Origin of the sequence: Burkholderia sp. 22313 (assembly GCF_052045245.1) — a bacterium.
In the GTDB taxonomy this organism is placed as follows: domain Bacteria; phylum Pseudomonadota; class Gammaproteobacteria; order Burkholderiales; family Burkholderiaceae; genus Burkholderia.
Window position 1 is genome coordinate 73,687 of sequence record NZ_JBQEON010000015.1, and the last position, 17,509, is coordinate 91,195.

Here is a 17,509-nt window from a genome sequence, read left to right on the forward strand (position 1 = left end):
AATGCGGGGCATGAAAGACGTCACTTCCGCCCCTGCTGCTCCCGCCGGCCCGCCGTTCGCCGGCCTCACGCCCGAGTGCGTGCTCGACGCGCTCGACAGCGTGCTGATGCCTGCCGGGCTGCGTACCGACGGGCGCCTGCTCGCCCTCAACAGCTACGAAAACCGCGTCTACCAGGTCGGCGTCGAAGACGGCCCGCCCGTCGTCGCGAAGTTCTACCGGCCCGAGCGCTGGTCGGACGACGCGATCCTCGAAGAACACGCGTTCGTCGCCGAACTCGCCGCGCGCGAAATTCCGGCGGTGCCCGCGCGCGCGTTCGACGGCCGCACACTGCACGCGTTCGACGGCTTCCGCTTCTCGATCTTCGAGCGGCGCGGCGGTCGCGCGCCCGATCTCGATCGCAGCGACACGCTCGAATGGCTCGGCCGCTTCATCGGCCGCATTCATGCGGCCGGCGCGACGCAGCCGTACGTCGCGCGTCCGGTGCTCGACATCCGGACGTTCGGTTACGAGCCGCGCGACTATCTGCTCGCGCACGACTTTCTTCCCGCCGATGTCAGGCCCGCCTATGAGACGGCGGTCGCGCTCGCGCTCGAAGGCGTCGAAGCCGCGTTCGAGCGGGCGGGCGAGATCCGCCTGCTGCGCACGCACGGCGATTGCCATCCGAGCAACGTGCTGTGGACCGACGCGGGCCCGCATTTCGTCGACTTCGACGACAGCCGGATGGCGCCCGCGGTTCAGGATCTGTGGTTGTTGCTGCCCGGCGATCGCGAAGGCGCGTCGCGCGCGCTCGCGGACCTGCTCGCCGGTTATGAGGACTTCTGCGAATTCGAGCCGCGCGAACTGCATCTGATCGAAGCGCTGCGCACGCTGCGGTTGATCCACTACGCGGCGTGGCTCTCGCGCCGCTGGGACGATCCGGCGTTTCCGGCCGCGTTCCCGTGGTTCAACACGCATCGCTACTGGGAAGCACGCGTGCTCGAACTGCGCGAGCAGATCGGCGCGATGCAGGAAGGGCCGCTCTGGCCCGTGTGATGGTGACGGGAGACGGGTGACGGCCCGCGCGGCGGCGTCGCCGCACGGCATTTCCCGGCGGGCCGCCGCACGTGGCGTGCGGCTCGCCTCGCTCAGAACTTCAGCATCATCCTGATCACGGCGGCGAAGCGCTTGCCATAAGGCGGCGCGATCAGCCCGCGCGTATTCAGGCGCGCCTGCATGAGCACCGGCTTCATCTTCGAGAACGTCACGAAGCCGTCGTAGCCGTGATACGCGCCCATCCCGCTCGCACCGACGCCGCCGAACGGCAAGCTGCCGCACGCGATGTGCATCAGCGCGTCATTGACCGTCACGCCGCCCGAGATCGTTTCGCGCATCACGCGGTCGATCGTGCCGCCATCCTCGTCGAACAGGTACAGCGCGAGCGGCCGCGGCCGCGCATTCACGTACGCGATCGCTTCGTCGAGCCGCTCGTACGGCACGAGCGGCAGCAACGGCCCGAAGATTTCCTCCTGCATCAATTGCGACGCAGCCGGCACGTGCGTGACCGCGCATGGCACGAAGCGGCGCGACGCGGGATCGGACTGCGCATCGGACAGCGGATGCAGCTGCGCGCCGGCCGCCTGCGCATCGGTCGCCAGCTGTTGCAGCCGCGCGTAATGGCGCGGCGACACGATCGTCGTGTAGTCGCCGTTGGCCGACAGGTCCGGATACAGCTTCGCGAAGCGCGCCCGCGCGCGTTCGATGAACGCGGCCTCCATCCCGCGCGGCAGCAGCACGTAGTCGGGTGCGATGCAGGTCTGGCCCGCGTTGAGCGTCTTGCCGCCGATGATCGCGTCGACGGCCGCGTCGAAGCGCGCATTCGGGCCGACGATCGCCGGCGACTTGCCGCCGAGCTCGAGCGTGACGGGCGTGAGGTTGTCGGCGGCCGCGCGCATCACGTGGCGGCCCACGTGCGTCGAGCCGGTAAACAGCAGGTGATCGAACGGCAGCGCGCTGAACGCGGCGCCGACTTCCGCATCGCCGTTCACGACCGTGACGTGGTCGCGCGAGAAGGTCTTCGCGATCAGTTGCTCGAACAACGCGGCCGTGCGCGGCGTCAGTTCGGACATCTTGATGATCGCGCGATTGCCGGCCGCGAGTGCGCAGATCAGCGGGCCGGCCGCGAGCAGGATCGGATAGTTCCACGGCACGACGATCCCGACCACGCCGAGCGGCTGCGGCAGCACCTTTGCGCGCGCCGGCCGCAGCCACTTGTTCATCGGCTTGCGGATCGGCTTCATCCAGCGCTTGCCATGCTTCAGCGCGTCGTCGATCTCTTCCTTCGCCATCCAGATTTCCGACAGCAGCACTTCCTGCTTCGCGCGATGGCCGAAGTCGGCGCTGATCGCATCGGCGAGCGCATCCGCGTGATCGATCAGCATCGTGCGCAGCGCGCGCAGGTGCTGCGCGCGGGTGTCCCATTCCGGGTAGGGCGCGCGCAGGTAGGCGGCGCGCTGGTCGTGCAGCAGCGACGTCAGTGCGTCGACCGACGGCAGCGCTTGCGGGGCCAGTTCGGGCAGGTCGTTCTTCATGTCGTCCTCCAGTGGGGCGTGGCACGTCGGCCAGCAGTCAGGCCGCACGTGCCCGCTCGGCGAGCGTGGCAGGGCGGATCAGGATGGCGTGCGTCGCGCGGCGTGGGGCCGGATGCGATGCACGGTCGAAAACAGGGTGAAGCGTGCGGCAAGCGTCGCATCCGCGCGACGGTGTCCGTGTCCGAAAACGGGGTTGCGCGGTGCGCACGAGCGGTTCGAGGCGATTCCTCACGGCCGTGCGCTGCCGTGCGGCACGCGCTTGCCGACGCACCGAAGCGGGGCAGCGCGATGCGTGCGACACCCTGCGCACCGGCACGCTGCGCCGCTCGTGCGACCCACCGTCCAAACGGACGGCGATGCGCGGCGTCGTTCGATTTCGATCGGCGGCACGCAGGGTGTCGCACGTCACCGCTCGGGCTGCCGTTTGAAATGAAATGCGGGCCGCGCGCGGTGCGTCGGGCGCACCCGGTCGGCACACGGCCTGCAGAACGTCGCGCTGCATCGTCGTCTCCCCAGTTTCGCGACGGCGCGGCTTCTGGCGGCCGGCGCATCGCGTCGAATCAATCGATACATCTTAAATTTAGATCACGCGGGCGTTTAGAGGAATCGCTCTTGAATCCGCGTGCCGCGCGCGCGACGGCCATTCCTACAATGCCCGAACATTACAAGCGGGAGCCGGGCCGCGCCGGGTGCCGTTCATGACACGAAGGAGACGTGACATGCAATACGACTACATCATCGTTGGCGGAGGATCGGGCGGGTCGAGTCTCGCCAGCCGCCTCGCCGATGCATGCCCGGACGCGACGATCGCGCTGATCGAAGCCGGCTCGCACACCGAGCGCAATCTGCTCGTCAACATGCCGGTGGGAATCGCGGCGCTCGTGCCGTTCAAGCTCGGCACGAACTACGGCTACGAGACGGTGCCGCAGCCGGGCCTCGGCGGCCGCCGCGGCTACCAGCCGCGCGGGCGCGGGATGGGCGGCTCGAGCGCGATCAACGCGATGATCTACACGCGCGGCCATCCGGGCGACTACGATGAGTGGGCGCAACTCGGCGCGACCGGCTGGGGCTGGCAGGACGTGCTGCCGTATTTCCGCCGCGCGGAAGGCAACCAGCGCGGCGCCGACGCCTGGCACGGCGCGGACGGCCCGTTGACGGTTTCCGATCTGCGCTTCCGCAATCCGTTTTCCGAACGATTCATCCAGGCCGCGCACGCGGCCGGCTATCCGCTGAACGACGACTTCAACGGCGCGACGCAGGAAGGCGTCGGCTTCTACCAGGTCACGCATCGCGACGGCTCGCGCTGCAGCGTCGCGCGGGCCTACATCTACGACCGCAACCGGCCGAACCTGCACGTGATCACCGATGCGACGGTGCTGCGCGTGGGCTTCGACGGCAAGCGCGCGGTCGGTGTCGTGGTGTCGCGCAACGGTCGCATCGAGACGCTCGCCGCGCGTGCGGAAGTCATCCTGTCGGCCGGTGCGTTCAATTCGCCGCAACTGCTGATGTGCTCGGGGATCGGCCCGGCGGAACAGCTGCGCCGGCACGGGATCGCGGTCGTGCAGGATGCGCCGGACGTCGGCGCCAACCTGATCGACCACATCGACTTCATCATCAACACCCGCGTGAATTCGTCGGAGCTGGTTGGCGTCTGCCTGCGCGGCATCGCGAAGATGACGCCGGCGCTCGCGCGCTATTTCTCGCGCCGCACCGGGATGATGACGAGCAACGTCGCGGAGGCCGGCGGCTTCATCAAGAGCGATCCGTCGCTCGATCGTCCGGATCTGCAGCTGCATTTCTGCACGGCGCTCGTCGACGACCACAACCGCAAGATGCACTGGGGCTTCGGCTATTCGTTGCACGTGTGCGCGCTGCGCCCGTTCAGCCGCGGCACGGTGGCGCTCGCGAGCGGCGATGCGCGCGACGCGCCGCTGATCGATCCGCGCTTCTTCAGCGACTCGCGCGATCTCGACCTGCTCGTGCGCGGCGCGCAGGCGATGCGCCGGATCCTGTCGCAGGCGCCGCTCGCGTCGCAGGGCGGGCGCGAGCTGTACACGCGGGCGGACCAGAGCGAAGCCGAGCTGCGCGCGACGATCGTCGCGCATGCCGACACGATCTATCACCCGGTCGGCACCTGCCGGATGGGCTCGGATGCGCGCGCGGTCGTGGATCCGCAACTGCGCGTGCGCGGCGTCGACGGGCTGCGGGTGGTGGATGCGTCGGTGATGCCGACGCTGGTCGGCGGGAACACGAATGCGCCGTCGGTGATGATCGGCGAGCGCGCGGCGGACTTCATCGTCGCGGCACATCGCGGCGGCGTGCCGCGCGGTGAAGCGGCCACGGCGGCCGCTGCGGCGCACGGCCGCTGAGCGGCGCGCACCGGCGCGCACCGGCACGCACCGGCACGCACCGGCACGCACCGGCACGCGACCGACGCGATGCTCAGGCAAACGTATCGACGAGGCCCGCGCGGCTCACGCTCGCGCTGGCCGCTACGGATTGCGCAGCGGCGACCGGTGCATCGGCGGCTGACGATCCGGCGCGTGCGCGCGGCGACGACTCGCCGCCGGCGAAGCGCTGTTGCGGGTTCTGCTGCTGCGACGCGAAGCCGCCGCCGCTGACGGTTGCGCTGCCCAGGCCGAGCCCGCCCGCCTCCATCGCTTCGCGCAGCTTCGGCAGCGCGGCTTCCACCGCGTCTCGCACCTGCGCGTGCTGCGACACGAACAGCGCATGCGCGTGGTTGTCCGCCACGCGCAGCACGACCTGCAGCGGGCCGAGATCCGGCGGGTTCAGCGTCAGCTCGGCGCTCTGCTGGTGCGCATTCGACAGGAACACGACCTTCTGGCTCAGTGCGTCGGTCCAGTCGGCGGTGCCGACATGCGGGGCCAGCACATGCGCGTTGGCCGCGGCGATCGAGCTGGCGGCCGGCGATGCCTGCAGGTTCGCTTGCGCGGCTGCCGCGGCGGCCGCCGATGCCGCGGTGGCGACCGATGCGTCGGCGGCCGGGCTGGCGGCTTCCTCGGTGGCCGCGGATGCGTGTTGCGCGGCGGGCTGGCCGCTCGCGCCGGCCTGCAGCGCCGGTGCGGTGGCTTGCGTGGACGCCTGCTGCGTTGCGAGCGCGCCTTTCGCGTCGGCGAGCGTGTGGTCGAAGGTCGCGCCTTTCGGCGTCAGCGGCGCCGCGGCGGCCGATGCGGAAGCGGTCGATGCCGGCGTTGCTGTTGCCGTTGCCGTTGCCGTTGCCGCGCTCGTCGCGGGCAGCGCGATCGCACCTGCGCCGCCGGTCAGCTTCGCCAGCGCCGCCTGCAGCGCGTCGCGGCTCGACGCCGGCGCGGCCGGCCCGGCGGCCGCATCCTTGCCGGCATGACTCGTCAGTGTGGCCATGGCGTCAGGCTGGCCGGACCCGGCCGTCGCTTGCGCGGCGGTGGCGGCGGTATCGGCCGCGGCCGGTGCCGCGTCGTTCGTGCGTGCCTGCAGTTGTGCCTGCACGGCAGTGGCGGCGGCGAGCGCGGCCGCGTCGGGATTGGGCGTCGCGTTCGCGTCGTCGGTCGACGGGTCGTGGTCTTTGCCGGACGGCTTCGTGCCGGCGGCCGGTGTCGTCGACGCCTGTTGCGTCGACGCATCCGGCGTGCCGGCGTTCGCCGCGTCGTGGCGCGTGACGACGCTTTGCTTCAGCGTCTGCGCGAACGGAATGGCCGCCGCGCCGGTTGCGGCATCCTTGCCGGCGGATTTCGCGGCGGAGGCGGACGAACCCGCGTCGCGGATGGCCTTGAGTGCGGTGCCGGCGGTGTCGAGCAGCACGCCGAGCAGGGGCAGGGGAGGCATGACGATTCTCTCGTTCGAAAGCGGTGGTCGGTTACGCCGAGCGGGCCGCGTCGGCCCGCATGCGCAGGATTTTCGCGGCGTGTTCGTCGGCGTCGCGTTGTTCGCGCTTCGCGGCACGCTGCGCTTCCTGCGCGACGCCGCGCGCCTGCAGGATTTCGTAGGAGCCGACGGTGCGCTTCTTCTGTTGCCAGTTCGGGCGCGCCTCGTCAATGCGCAGTTCGGCGGCGGCCAGCACGTTGCGCTGCTGCCCGATGGCCGCGTCGAGCGTATCGATGAACGCCTGGAAATTGCGCCAGTTGCCGGCCGGCATCCCGTGTTGCGCGGACTGCGCGAAGCGCGCGTGATATTCGTCGCGATAGCGCAGCAGCGCATCGAGCTGTTCAGCGGCCGCGGTGCGGTCGCGCTGCGCGGTACCGAGCTGTTTCGCGGCCGTGTCGAGGTCTTCCTGCGCACGATCGAGCAGCAGTTGCAGGGGAAAGCCGTGTGCCATCGGGATCAGCCTCCGTGTACGTCGAACAGCGCATCGAGCGCGGCGAGGCTCGACGCGAACGGTGCGCATTCGCGAAAGCCCTGCTGCAGGAACGATTCGATGCGCGGATAGAGCGCGATCGCGCGGTCGAGCTGCGCGTCGCGGCCGGGCGCATACGCGCCGACCGCGATCAGGTCGCGATTGCGCTGGTAGCGCGACAGCATCTGCTTGAACTGCCGCACGCGGTCGAGGTGCGGTTCGTCGATCAGCGCGGTCATCGCGCGGCTGATCGACGCCTCGATGTCGATCGCCGGATAGTGGCCGGCCTCGGCGAGCGCGCGCGACAGCACGACGTGGCCGTCGAGGATCGCGCGCGCCGAATCGGCGATCGGATCCTGCTGGTCGTCGCCTTCGGTCAGCACCGTGTAGAACGCGGTGATCGAGCCGCCGCCCTCGGGTCCGTTGCCGGTACGCTCGACGAGCGCGGGCAGCTTCGCGAACACCGACGGCGGATAGCCCTTGGTCGCGGGCGGCTCGCCGATCGCGAGCGCGATCTCGCGCTGTGCCATCGCGTAGCGCGTCAGCGAATCCATCAGCAGCAGCACGTGCTTGCCCTGGTCGCGGAAATACTCGGCGAGCGACGTCGCGTAGGCCGCGCCCTGCATCCGCAGCAGCGGCGACACGTCGGCCGGCGCCGCGACGACGACCGAGCGCGCGAGCCCGTCCTCGCCGAGGATCTGTTCGATGAATTCCTTCACTTCGCGGCCGCGTTCGCCGATCAGCCCGATCACGATCACTTCCGCGCTGGTGTAGCGCGCCATCGTGCCGAGCAGCACCGACTTGCCGACGCCGGAGCCCGCGAACAGGCCCATCCGCTGCCCGCGGCCGACGGTGAGCAGCCCGTTGATCGCGCGCACGCCGACGTCGAGCACGTGGTGGATCGGCTCGCGATCGAGCGGGTTGATCGACGGCGCCGACAGCGGCGCGTCGACCTTCGACGCGAGCGGGCCGAGGCCGTCGAGCGGGCGGCCCGACGCGTCGACGACGCGCCCGAGCATTTCCCAGCCGACCGGCAGCCGCTTCGCGCCCGCGAGCGGATCGGCGACGGGCGCGCTTTCCCGCGGCCACACGCGCGCGCCGGGCAAGACGCCCGCGACGTCGGTGGTCGGCATCAGGAACAGGCGGTCGCCGGCGAAGCCGACGACTTCCGCTTCCGCGTGCGGCAGCGTGCTGCCGGGCGGCAGTTCGATCGTGCATTCGGCCCCGACCGACAGGCGCAGCCCGATCGCCTCGAGCACGAGGCCCGCGGCGCGCGTGAGGCGTCCGCACGGACGCAGCGGCAGCGCGCGGTGGCTGCGGGCGGCGAGCCCGTTCAGGTGCGTGCGCCAGTGCGCGAGATGCGGATTGTGCGGGGCGCGCGGCACAGTGCCGGCGACGTTCGTCGCGTGCGTGCCGTGCGCGGCGCCATGCGTCGCTTCGGGGCCGAACGACGCGAGCGCGAGTTCGCGCTCCAGCGGCGTCATCCCGTCGTGCAGCACCGATTCGGGCGTGGGCGTCACCATGCGCTCACCTTGCCGATCGCGGCGGCGACGCGCTGCCAGCGGGTCGGCAGCGTCGCGTCGACCTCGCCCGTCGCGGCGTGCGCGCGGCAGCCGCCGCGCTCGATCGCCGCGTCGGTGCGCACGTTCCAGCCGAGCGTATCGAGATCGTCCTGCAGATAGGCTTCGACGACCGGCAGGTCGGCGGGATTCACCGCGAGATGCGGCGCGCCGGACAACGCCGGCTCGGTGGCGAGCACGTCGCGCACGGCCGCGACGAGCGCGGCGGGATCGTGCTTCACGTGCTGGCGCACGACCTGCTGCGCGATGTCGAGCGCGAGCTGCGCGAGGTCGGCCGCCAGATCGTGCTCGGCGCTCGACACGGCTTCGCGGAACGACGCGGCGAGCGCGGCAAGCTGCGCGGCCTGTTCGCGGGCTTCGGCCTGGCCGGCCGCGAAGCCTTGTTCGCGCCCCTGGTCGAAGCCGGCCTGGTAACCCAGTGCCTGGCCTTCGACGTGGCCGGCCGCATGGCCTTCGGCATGCGCGGCGTCGCGCACGCGCTGCAGTTCCTCGGCGAGCGCGGCGGCGGCCGCTGCCGCGTCGTCGGGCGGCGGCGGGGGCGGCGGCGGATCGAACGACGCCATCTCCCACCGCTGGTACGCGGTGAGGGTGCCGGCGCGGTCGCGCGCGGAATCAGACATACGCGTCTTCCGCCTTGCCGCCGATCACGATCTGGCCGCTTTCGGCGAGGTTGCGCACGATCTGCAGGATGCGGCGCTGCTGCGTCTCGACTTCGGACACGCGCACCGGGCCGCGCGCGTCGAGATCCTCGGCGAGCAGTTCGGCCGCGCGCTGCGACATGTTCGCGAGGAACTTCTGGCGCAGCGCGGGCGGCGCGCCCTTCAGCGCGATGATCAGCGTTTCCGACTCGACTTCCTTCAGCACCATCTGGATCGCGCGATCCTCGAGGTCGAGCAGGTTCTCGAACACGAACATCTGGTCGACGATCTTCTGCGCGAGGTCGGCGTCATACTGGCGCACGCTTTCGAGCACGCCTTCTTCATGGTTGCTCGTCATGAAGTTCAGGATCTCGGCCGCGGTGCGAATGCCGCCCATCGGGCTGCGCTTCAGGTTGTCGCTGCCGGACAGCAGGCCGGTCAGCACGTCGTCGAGCTCGCGCAGCGCGGCCGGCTGGATGCCGTCGAGCGTCGCGATCCGCAGCATCACGTCGTTGCGTAGCCGCTCGGTGAAGCACGACGCGATCTCGGACGCCTGGTCGCGGTCGAGGTGTACGAGGATCGTCGCGATGATCTGCGGATGCTCGTTCTTGATCAGTTCGGCGACGGCGGCCGAGTCCATCCACTTCAGGCCCTCGATGCCGCTCGTGTCGCTGCCCTGCAGGATCCGGTCGATCAGCACGCCGGCCTTGTCCTCGCCGAGCGCCTTGGTCAGCACCGAGCGGATGTACTCGCTCGAATCGAGCGACAGCGCGGTGTGCTGCTCGGCTTCCCGCGCGAACTCCTGCAGCACCTCCTCGACCTGTTCGCGCGTGACGTTCTTCAGCGCGGCCATCGCGGCGCCGATCTTCTGCACCTCGCGCGGCGCGAGGAACTTGAATACTTCAGCGGCCTCTTCCTCGCCGATCGACATCAGCAGCAGCGCGCTCTTGGTCAGGCCTTCAGCGTTCATCGGACACCCAGTTCTTCACGACGGTGGCGACGATCTTCGGATCCTGGCGGGCGATCGTGCGCGCGTAGTCGAGGTTGCGTTCGTAGCGGTTCTTTTCGTTCTCGAAGCCGAGCAGCAGCGGATCGGGTTCGTCGTCGGCCTTGGCCGGCGCGGGCAGGCCGTCGAGCGCGACCGGATCCTCCGGCGCCGCGAGCGCCGGCGCGACCGGCTCGGGCGGCGGGAACGCGCGGCGCATCGCCGGGCGCACGAACATGAAATAGAGCACCGCCGCGGCCGCCGCGATACCGAGCCACTTCGCGGCTTCCTTCGCCATCGCGATCATGTCCGGCTGGCGCCACCACGGCAGGTCGGCGTACGGATCGCTGGCGGTCGAGAACGCGCTGTTCACGACGTTCACCGAGTCGCCGCGTTTCTCGTCGTAGCCCATCGCGTCCTTCACGAGCTGCTCGATCTGCGCGAGCTTCGCGCTCGGCAGCGGCTGCATCGTCACGTGGCCCTTCGCGTCGGCGACCGGCTGGTAGTTGACGACGACCGCGACCGACAGCCGCTTCACGTTGCCCATCGGCTGTTCGACGTGACGGATCGTCTTGTCGAGCTCGTAGTTGGTCGTCTGGTCCTTGCGGTCGCTGATGGGTGTCGTCTGCGGCCCGTTCTGGCCATTGCCGGCGACAATCGGCGCGGACGCCGGCTGCGGCGGCGTGTTCGACAGCGCGCCCGGCACGCCCGATGCGCCGCCCTGCGCGAGTTCGGTGGCGGTGCTGGTCTGCTGGCTGCGGATCGCGGTCTGCTGCGGCGACGCGTTCGGGCCGTAGCTTTCCGAGGTCTGCTCGAGCCTGGAGAAATCGATGTCGGCGCTGACCTGCGAGCGTGCGTTGCCGGTGCCGAAGATCGGCGCGAGGATCGCGTCGATGCGCTTCTGCGTGTTGCGTTCGACCTGCTGCACGTACTTGAGCTGGCTCGCGTCGAGGCCGGAGGCCGACGCGGTCTGCGTCAGCAGGTTGCCGTCCTGGTCGACGATCGTCACGTTCCTGGCCGGCATGTCGGGCACGCCGGACGACACCATCCGCGTGATCGCCTGCACCTGGCCTTCGTCGAGCACGCGGCCCGGGTAGAGGTCGACGAACACCGACGCGCTCGGCGCTTCCTTGTCGCGCACGAACACGGACGGTTTCGGGATCGCGAGATGCACGCGCGCGCCGCGCACCGAGTTGATCGATTCGATCGTGCGTTGCAGCTCGCCTTCGAGCGCGCGCTGGTAGTTCACCTGCTCGGCGAACTGGCTGATGCCGAATTTCTGGTTGTCCATCAGCTCGAAGCCGACCGAGCCGCCCTTGGGCAGGCCCATCGCGGCGAGCTTCAGGCGCGTCTCATGCACCTGGTTCGACGGCACGAGGATCGCGCCGCCGGCGTCCGCGAACTTGTAGGGAACGTTTGCCTGCTGGAGCGCGGCGATGATCGCGCCGCCGTCGCGGTCCGACAGGTTGCTGTACAGCACGCGGTAGTCGGGCGCGCGGCTCCACAGCACCAGCGCGGTGATCACGGCGATCGCGAACGCGACGGCGATCACGAACGGCAGCTTCGGGTTGCCCTTCATCCGCGAGATGCCGGGGATGCGTTCCGCGAAGCCGCCGAACCCGAAGTCCGCGCCTGCGCCGCCTGCTCCCGGCAACGCGGCGGCCGCGGTGGCGCCTGGCACCGGGCTGGCGAGGCCCGTGCGGGCGTCGGGGTTGATCAGCGAGTTGGCCTGCGAATCCATGCGTCGAGTTTCTCCGGAGCGGGACGACTGAGCCGCTCGGACGAGCGGACGGACAATGACACGATGCGATTATCGGGATCCGGGGGCGACTCCGATCGGCCGAAAAGAGCGGGGTTTCCCCCGTACTTTCACGGCTTTGGCGCGTGGCGCGCTGCTATCCTTTTTCGCAATCCGGCATGGTGCGCATGGTGCGGCGCCGGCGGAAACGCCCGGTGCGCCCGGGTCTCTTCTCTCAGGTCTGGGGACAGCATGACTGCCAACGTCAGCGGAATCGGTTCGGTGTTGCAACAGATGCAGGCGATGGCCGCGCAGGCGTCCGGCGGCGTCGCGAGCCCGGCGGCGGCGCTGGCCGGCTCGGGTGCCGCGACGGCCGGCACGTTCGCGAGCGCGATGAAGGCGTCGCTCGACAAGATCAGCGGCGACCAGCAGCACGCGCTCGGCGAGGCAAAGGCGTTCGAGGTCGGGGCCGCGAACGTGTCGCTGAACGACGTGATGGTCGACATGCAGAAGGCCAATATCGGCTTCCAGTTCGGGCTCCAGGTCCGCAACAAGCTGGTGAGCGCATACAACGACATCATGCAGATGTCGGTGTGACGGGACGGCCTCCGGGGACGGGCCTCCGGGGACGGCCACCCGGCGACGGGCATCGGCGGGCCGTCACCCCGGCCGCGGCCTGCCGGCCAGGCTGGCGGCCCGTGCGCCTAAAGCTTTTCAATTCCATTCCGATAACTCCGGAAGAAGGCCGCGTCATGCCATGCAGGGCCGCGGCCACCGCATAGCCAACGCATCACAAGGAGAAGTGCATGTTTTCCCCAGGACACGCTGGAGCCAGTGCGTACGCGCGTGTCGGCGTCGAGACGGGGGTGATGGGCGCGTCCCCGCACCGGCTGATCGCGATGCTGTACCAGGGCGCGCGGCAGGCCATTGCGCTCGCGCGCCTGCATTTGCAGCAGGGCAACGTGCCCGCGCGCGGCGAGGCGATCGGCAAGGCGATCGGGATCGTCGAGAGCGGCCTGCAGGCATCGCTGAACCGCGACGCGGGCGGTGAGATCGCCGCGCGCCTCGACGCGCTGTACGGGTACATCGGCCGGCGCCTGCTCGAAGCGAACGCGAAAGCGAGCGACGCGATGCTGGTCGAGGTCGACGGGCTGCTCGCCACGCTCGAGGAAGCCTGGACGGGCATCGGCCCCGAAGTCGCGCGGATGGCCGCGCAACACGCGGCGGACGCGGCACGATGAATCTCAAGGCTGAATACTTCGCTCGCTACGAGGCGCTGGTAGCCGTGTCGGGGCGCATGCTGTGCGCCGCGCGCGGCGCCGACTGGACCGCGCTGCCGGAGTTGCAGGCCGAATTCCTGCGGCTCGTCGACGGGCTGAAGGAGGCCGCTCCGGGTGTCGCGCTCGACGAGTCGGACCTCGGCCGCAAGCTCGCGCTGATTCGCCGCATCCTCGCCGACGACGCCGCGATCCGCGATCTCGCGAGCCCGGAAGTCGCGCGGCTGTCCGCGCTGTTCGAGGCGCGGCGTTCGACCCAGGTCCTGACCGATCTCTACCGTGCGCGCGGCTAGTGCCCGCCAGTGCCCGTTTGCCGGGGCGGCGGTTGCCGTGTGCCCGGATTCGCAACGAAGTGGCTGAGGTGAGCAGGCTCCGATCATGACCGGTATCGACTCCGTTGCGGCTGCCCTGCTGGCGAGCCGTCTCGACAGCCTGCTGACCGGCACCGTGACGGCGCCAGCCGGCGGCGGCGCGACCGCACAGGTCGGCACGCCGGGCACCGGCGCTTCGTCGCCGCCGTCGACCGGCGCACCGCCGGCCGCGCCGCCGGCGTCCGCGCAGACCGCGCTGTCCGATGTCGCACTCGTGCTCGACGCGATTGCGCGCTCGGGTGGTGTCGCGATACCCGTGATCGCCGGGCGCGCGCCGCTGCTGGCCGATCCTGCCGTGTTGCTGAGCGCGGCGGCCGTGCCACCGGATGGCCAGCCGGCGTCCGATTCGGCCGCGTCTGCCGCGGCTTCTTCCACTCCGTCACCGGCGTCCGACGTGGCGGCCGCGCGGGCGGCGGCCGCCGCGCCACCCGTCGCGACGCTGCGCGCGGCGCTGGCGCAGGCCGTCGGCGAAAGCGGTCTCTTCTACGAATCCCACCTCGCACAGTGGCTGGCCGGCCAGCGCCCGCTCGCCGCGCTGATGCGCGAACCGCAGGCGCGGCTCGCGGCCGTGCCGGTGCCGGCCGCCGGGGATGCCGCGCGGCACGATGCGCCCGATGTACTCGACGCGCTGCTCGCGCAGCGCCTGCCGTTGCCGGCAGCGGCGCGAACCGCCGCGCAGCCGGGTGCGCCAGCGTCGGGCGGTGCGGTTTCGCACGAGCTCGCGCAGAACGTGCCGACGGCCGCCCGACCAGGCGCTGCGTCGGGCATGGCCGCGCCGGCAGACCCGCTCGGCGATCACGGCGACGCGCGCTGGACGCCCGCGCGCGCCGAGCTGGCCGCCGCATCGGCCGATCCGCAGGCGCAGGCAGCGGCTCCCGTGCATCCGGCCGCCGTGCCGATCGTCCGGCAACAACTCGATGCGCTCGCAACCGACCAGTTCCGCTGGACGGGCGAAGCATGGCCCGGTGCGCGGCTCGACTGGACGATCGAACCCGACGACCCGGGCGGCCGCGCGGCGCGCAGCGGCGACGAGGCGGGCGACGGCATCGCGTGGCGCACGCGGCTGACGCTGACGCTGCCGTCGCTCGGCACGGTCGACGCGGAACTGGTATTGAACGGCGCGCAGCTTGTCGCGCGGCTGCGGGCGAATTCGGCCGGCGCCGACCGGCTCACGCGGAACGAGGCGGCGCTGCGGCAGCGGTTCGAGGGGTCGGGCCTGACACTGGGCGGACTGTCGATCCGTGCGGTCGGCGACGAGCCGGACGGCTTCGATCCGCTCGTCGCGCAGGCGGCGGCCGCCGCATATGCGCGCAGCGCGGCCGGCGGCACGTCGGACGCCGATGACGAGGCGCCGCGATGAGCACGATGTCCCGCAAGCGGGCGGCCGCGCTCGTCTACGATCCGAAAGGCGGCGATACCGCGCCGCGGGTAGTCGCGAAGGGGTACGGCCTGCTTGCCGAGATGATCGTCGCCCGTGCGCGCGAGGCGGGGTTGTACGTGCACACCGCGCCGGAGATGGTGTCGCTGCTGATGCAGGTCGACCTCGACGACCGGATTCCGCCGCAGCTTTACCAGGCCGTCGCGGATCTGCTCGCGTGGCTGTACGCGCTCGATCGCACCGAGGCGGAGCCGGGCGACACCGCGCCGCGCTTTCCGCTGCCGCCGCTGCGCCGCTGAGCGCGCGGCACGCGGTGTGTCCGGCGTGTCCGGCGCATCCGGCGCATCCGGCGCATCCGGCGCATCCGGCGCATCCGGCGCATCCGGTTTCTTGCGAAAGGCTGTCCTGGCCTTTCGCGGCGATTTCGTCGGCATCTCTTCTTTACTGCCTGCAATTTATCCGTAATCGGCGTTCATCATCAGCCATCTCCGGATTTTCACGCGCACTCGCCACGCTCGGCCGGATTGAGTCGTCGCGCCGTTTGTGTAATGATATTCATTCTCATTTTATGATGCCCCTGGGCGGCGCACGTTCCTCCGTGCGCCGCCCGTTGCTTTGAACGAATGGAAGCTTTCGCGTGAACGCGCCTGAAACGATCGCCCCGCCGCAGGCGGGCATGCCCCCCGCGGGCGTTACCGTGCTGCATCCGGCCGCACGCCCGTTGAGCGACGCCGAACTGGCGGCGCGCCGTCAGCGGTCGCGCCGCGCGACCTTCATCAAATGGCTGCGCAAGGTACACGGCTGGGTCGGGCTATGGGGCGCGGTGCTCGGATTGCTGTTCGGCGTGACGGGGGTGCTGCTCAACCATCGTGCACCGCCGCTGAAGATTTCGACCGGCGAACCGCAGGTCGAGCAGATGCAGATCGCATTGCCGGACCCGGTGCCCAAGTCGCCCGCGGCGATGACGAAGTGGCTGCAGCACGAACTGCGTTTCGACGGCCGGCCGGGCCGCCTGCGCAAGGAGCCCGCGCAGCCGGTGGCCTGGGGCGACAAGCGCGTGATGCAGCCCGAGCACTGGCAGATGGGCCTGTTCGGGCCGCACCAGAACCTGCAGGCCGAATACTGGGTCGGCAACGGCTACGTGTCGGTGAAGCGCACCGGCAACACGTTCCTGACGACGCTGAACAACCTGCATCGCGGGGTCGGGATGAGTGTTGGCTGGGTGCTGCTGATGGACACGATCGCGGGTTCGCTGATCCTGTTGTCGCTGACGGGCGTGCTGCTGTGGACGGAGCTGAACAAGCGCCGCACGGTCGGCGTGGTACTGGTGGCCGGCTCGGTCGCCGTGGCGCTCGCCGCGGGTCTCGCCTGACGGAATGGCTGGAATGCGCCGGCTTGCCGCCGGCGCATGGTGTTCGAAGTGCGCAGGTGCGCAGGTGCGCGGGTGCATGCATCCGGCGCGACGGCGCGGTGGCGTGGTGGCGATGCGCCGCCGCCGTGCCGGCCTCAGAGGCCGCAGGTCGCGCCGTTGTTGGCCGCGATCTCGCGGGCGGCCTTTGCGCCCTCGACCTGCAGGATCGTCGGCAGCGACACGTTGTTCTTCGCGGCCGTGACTTCGGCGAGGATCGAGATCGCGATTTCCGGCGGCGTGCGGCTGCCGATATAAATGCCGGCCGGCCCGTGCAGCCGCGCGAGTTCCGCGTCGGTCAGGTCGAATTCGAGCAACCGCTCGCGCCGCGCGGCATTGTTGCGCCGCGACCCGAGCGCGCCCACGTAGAACGCGGGCGTCTTCAGTGCCTCCATCAGCGCCAGATCGTCGAGCTTCGGATCATGCGTGAGCGCGATCACGGCCGAACGCGCGTCGAGCTTCATGTCGAGCACCGTGTCGTCGGGCATCGTGTGCACGACGCGCGTGCCCGGCACGTCCCACGCATCCGTGTATTCCTCGCGCGGATCGCAGACCGTCACCTGGTAGTCGAGCCCGACCGCGATCTGGCACAGATAGCGCGACAACTGCCCCGCGCCGATCACGAGCATCCGGTAGCGCGGCCCATGGATCGTCACGAGCCGTTCGCCGTCGAACGCGAGCCCGTCGGCCGCCTGCGCGGGCGACAGCGACGCGCGGCCGGTCGCGAGCGTCATCGTGCGCGTGACGAGCCGGCCGGCTTCGACTTCCGCGCACAACGCGGCGATCCCGCTGTCGCGCGTGAGCGGCTCCAGCACGAGCTGGATCGTGCCGCCGCAAGGCAGCCCGAAGCGGTGCGCTTCCTCGGCCGTCACGCCGTACTTGACGGCCTCCGGGCGTGCGTCGGCCGCGATGCCGCTTGCATGCACGCGCGCGATCAGGTCGTCCTCGATGCACCCGCCGGACACGGAGCCGACCACGAGCCCGTCCTCGCGCACCGCGAGCATCGCGCCCTCGGGCCGGGGCGACGAACCCCACGTCTTCACGACCGTCACGAGCAGCACGCGGCGGCCTTCTTCGAGCCAGCGCGCGCTCGACTTCAACACGTCGAGATCCACACTTTCCATTGTCGTTACCTCATTGATTGCGCGCATTATGAACCGCCCGTTGCGGCCTTGCTTGCCGGGCGCCAGCGCCGGCGCGTGGCCGGGCGGTGACGGGAAGCGGGAAGCCGGAGGG

General features: G+C 70.5%; 16 protein-coding genes. 8 read left to right on the forward strand and 8 right to left on the reverse strand.

Going from position 1 to position 17,509, the window contains the following annotated elements:
- The first annotated feature begins 10 nt into the window (after positions 1 to 10).
- Complete coding sequence (locus ACTJKF_RS14695; RefSeq protein ID WP_440624235.1) at positions 11 to 1,033, forward strand: serine/threonine protein kinase; 1,023 nt, start codon at positions 11 to 13, stop codon at positions 1,031 to 1,033.
- A 92-nt stretch (positions 1,034 to 1,125) separates the two neighbouring features.
- Here the strand turns inward: ACTJKF_RS14695 and ACTJKF_RS14700 are convergent, their stop codons facing one another.
- Positions 1,126 to 2,568, reverse strand: coding sequence for a coniferyl aldehyde dehydrogenase (locus tag ACTJKF_RS14700; RefSeq protein WP_440624236.1), 1,443 nt, complete (start codon positions 2,566 to 2,568; stop codon positions 1,126 to 1,128).
- Positions 2,569 to 3,287: 719 nt separating this feature from the next.
- On the opposite strand from ACTJKF_RS14700, the gene ACTJKF_RS14705 reads away from it, so the two are divergent.
- Entirely contained in the window at positions 3,288 to 4,937 is a 1,650-nt protein-coding gene (locus ACTJKF_RS14705; protein WP_440624237.1) for a GMC family oxidoreductase, read from the forward strand.
- 73 nt (positions 4,938 to 5,010) lie between these two features.
- On the opposite strand, the gene ACTJKF_RS14710 is transcribed toward ACTJKF_RS14705, so the two are convergent.
- Genes ACTJKF_RS14710 through fliF form a run of 6 tightly spaced genes read right to left on the reverse strand, consistent with a single transcriptional unit; the run spans position 5,011 to position 11,842 of the window.
- Positions 5,011 to 6,390 carry a flagellar hook-length control protein FliK gene (locus ACTJKF_RS14710; protein WP_440624238.1) on the reverse strand — a complete coding sequence of 460 codons (1,380 nt, stop codon included), beginning with the start codon at positions 6,388 to 6,390 and terminating at the stop codon, positions 5,011 to 5,013.
- A 31-nt stretch (positions 6,391 to 6,421) separates the two neighbouring features.
- The gene (fliJ, locus tag ACTJKF_RS14715) at positions 6,422 to 6,880 is read right to left on the reverse strand and encodes a flagellar export protein FliJ (protein ID WP_440624239.1); all 459 of its coding nucleotides are present in this window, start codon (positions 6,878 to 6,880) and stop codon (positions 6,422 to 6,424) included.
- A 5-nt stretch (positions 6,881 to 6,885) separates the two neighbouring features.
- Positions 6,886 to 8,421: a flagellar protein export ATPase FliI gene (fliI, locus tag ACTJKF_RS14720; protein ID WP_440624240.1), complete on the reverse strand. Its 1,536-nt coding sequence runs from the start codon at positions 8,419 to 8,421 to the stop codon at positions 6,886 to 6,888.
- Complete coding sequence (fliH, locus tag ACTJKF_RS14725; RefSeq protein ID WP_440624241.1) at positions 8,415 to 9,098, reverse strand: flagellar assembly protein FliH; 684 nt, start codon at positions 9,096 to 9,098, stop codon at positions 8,415 to 8,417. The genes fliI and fliH overlap by 7 nt, the downstream gene beginning before the upstream one ends.
- Entirely contained in the window at positions 9,091 to 10,086 is a 996-nt protein-coding gene (gene fliG / locus ACTJKF_RS14730) for a flagellar motor switch protein FliG (RefSeq protein ID WP_440624242.1), read from the reverse strand. The genes fliH and fliG overlap by 8 nt, the downstream gene beginning before the upstream one ends.
- Positions 10,076 to 11,842, reverse strand: a complete 1,767-nt coding sequence (gene fliF / locus ACTJKF_RS14735; RefSeq protein WP_440624243.1) for a flagellar basal-body MS-ring/collar protein FliF — start codon at positions 11,840 to 11,842, stop codon at positions 10,076 to 10,078. The genes fliG and fliF overlap by 11 nt, the downstream gene beginning before the upstream one ends.
- 249 nt (positions 11,843 to 12,091) lie before the next feature.
- On the opposite strand from fliF, the gene fliE reads away from it, so the two are divergent.
- From fliE to ACTJKF_RS14765, 6 genes are all read left to right on the forward strand, one after another.
- A complete protein-coding gene (gene fliE / locus ACTJKF_RS14740; protein ID WP_440624244.1) occupies positions 12,092 to 12,436 on the forward strand; it encodes a flagellar hook-basal body complex protein FliE in 345 nt (114 codons plus the stop codon).
- A gap of 209 nt (positions 12,437 to 12,645) precedes the next feature.
- The gene (fliS, locus tag ACTJKF_RS14745; protein WP_440624245.1) at positions 12,646 to 13,080 is read left to right on the forward strand and encodes a flagellar export chaperone FliS; all 435 of its coding nucleotides are present in this window, start codon (positions 12,646 to 12,648) and stop codon (positions 13,078 to 13,080) included.
- Positions 13,077 to 13,409, forward strand: a complete 333-nt coding sequence (locus ACTJKF_RS14750; RefSeq protein WP_440624246.1) for a flagellar protein FliT — start codon at positions 13,077 to 13,079, stop codon at positions 13,407 to 13,409. Before fliS ends, ACTJKF_RS14750 begins: the two co-directional genes overlap by 4 nt.
- A gap of 85 nt (positions 13,410 to 13,494) precedes the next feature.
- The gene (gene fliK / locus ACTJKF_RS14755; RefSeq protein WP_440624247.1) at positions 13,495 to 14,847 is read left to right on the forward strand and encodes a flagellar hook-length control protein FliK; all 1,353 of its coding nucleotides are present in this window, start codon (positions 13,495 to 13,497) and stop codon (positions 14,845 to 14,847) included.
- Complete coding sequence (locus ACTJKF_RS14760) at positions 14,844 to 15,164, forward strand: EscU/YscU/HrcU family type III secretion system export apparatus switch protein (RefSeq protein ID WP_440624248.1); 321 nt, start codon at positions 14,844 to 14,846, stop codon at positions 15,162 to 15,164. The genes fliK and ACTJKF_RS14760 overlap by 4 nt, the downstream gene beginning before the upstream one ends.
- A gap of 338 nt (positions 15,165 to 15,502) precedes the next feature.
- Positions 15,503 to 16,237, forward strand: a complete 735-nt coding sequence (locus ACTJKF_RS14765; RefSeq protein ID WP_440624249.1) for a PepSY-associated TM helix domain-containing protein — start codon at positions 15,503 to 15,505, stop codon at positions 16,235 to 16,237.
- Positions 16,238 to 16,371: 134 nt separating this feature from the next.
- Here ACTJKF_RS14765 and ACTJKF_RS14770 read toward each other — a convergent pair whose 3' ends face one another.
- Positions 16,372 to 17,397: an XdhC family protein gene (locus tag ACTJKF_RS14770; protein WP_440624250.1), complete on the reverse strand. Its 1,026-nt coding sequence runs from the start codon at positions 17,395 to 17,397 to the stop codon at positions 16,372 to 16,374.
- Between the last annotated feature and the right edge of the window lie 112 nt (positions 17,398 to 17,509).

Bases quoted from the DNA above. Each gene is read 5' to 3' on its own strand.
- ACTJKF_RS14770 (WP_440624250.1), bottom strand. From the start codon at position 17,397: ATGGAAAGTGTGGATCTCGACGTGTTGAAGTCGAGCGCGCGCTGGCTC.
- fliH (WP_440624241.1), bottom strand. From the start codon at position 9,098: ATGTCTGATTCCGCGCGCGACCGCGCCGGCACCCTCACCGCGTACCAG.
- fliG (WP_440624242.1), bottom strand. From the start codon at position 10,086: ATGAACGCTGAAGGCCTGACCAAGAGCGCGCTGCTGCTGATGTCGATC.
- fliE (WP_440624244.1), top strand. From the start codon at position 12,092: ATGACTGCCAACGTCAGCGGAATCGGTTCGGTGTTGCAACAGATGCAG.
- ACTJKF_RS14750 (WP_440624246.1), top strand. From the start codon at position 13,077: ATGAATCTCAAGGCTGAATACTTCGCTCGCTACGAGGCGCTGGTAGCC.
- fliJ (WP_440624239.1), bottom strand. From the start codon at position 6,880: ATGGCACACGGCTTTCCCCTGCAACTGCTGCTCGATCGTGCGCAGGAA.
- ACTJKF_RS14700 (WP_440624236.1), bottom strand. From the start codon at position 2,568: ATGAAGAACGACCTGCCCGAACTGGCCCCGCAAGCGCTGCCGTCGGTC.
- ACTJKF_RS14705 (WP_440624237.1), top strand. From the start codon at position 3,288: ATGCAATACGACTACATCATCGTTGGCGGAGGATCGGGCGGGTCGAGT.
- fliI (WP_440624240.1), bottom strand. From the start codon at position 8,421: ATGGTGACGCCCACGCCCGAATCGGTGCTGCACGACGGGATGACGCCG.
- ACTJKF_RS14695 (WP_440624235.1), top strand. From the start codon at position 11: ATGAAAGACGTCACTTCCGCCCCTGCTGCTCCCGCCGGCCCGCCGTTC.
- ACTJKF_RS14760 (WP_440624248.1), top strand. From the start codon at position 14,844: ATGAGCACGATGTCCCGCAAGCGGGCGGCCGCGCTCGTCTACGATCCG.
- fliF (WP_440624243.1), bottom strand. From the start codon at position 11,842: ATGGATTCGCAGGCCAACTCGCTGATCAACCCCGACGCCCGCACGGGC.
- fliS (WP_440624245.1), top strand. From the start codon at position 12,646: ATGTTTTCCCCAGGACACGCTGGAGCCAGTGCGTACGCGCGTGTCGGC.
- fliK (WP_440624247.1), top strand. From the start codon at position 13,495: ATGACCGGTATCGACTCCGTTGCGGCTGCCCTGCTGGCGAGCCGTCTC.
- ACTJKF_RS14710 (WP_440624238.1), bottom strand. From the start codon at position 6,390: ATGCCTCCCCTGCCCCTGCTCGGCGTGCTGCTCGACACCGCCGGCACC.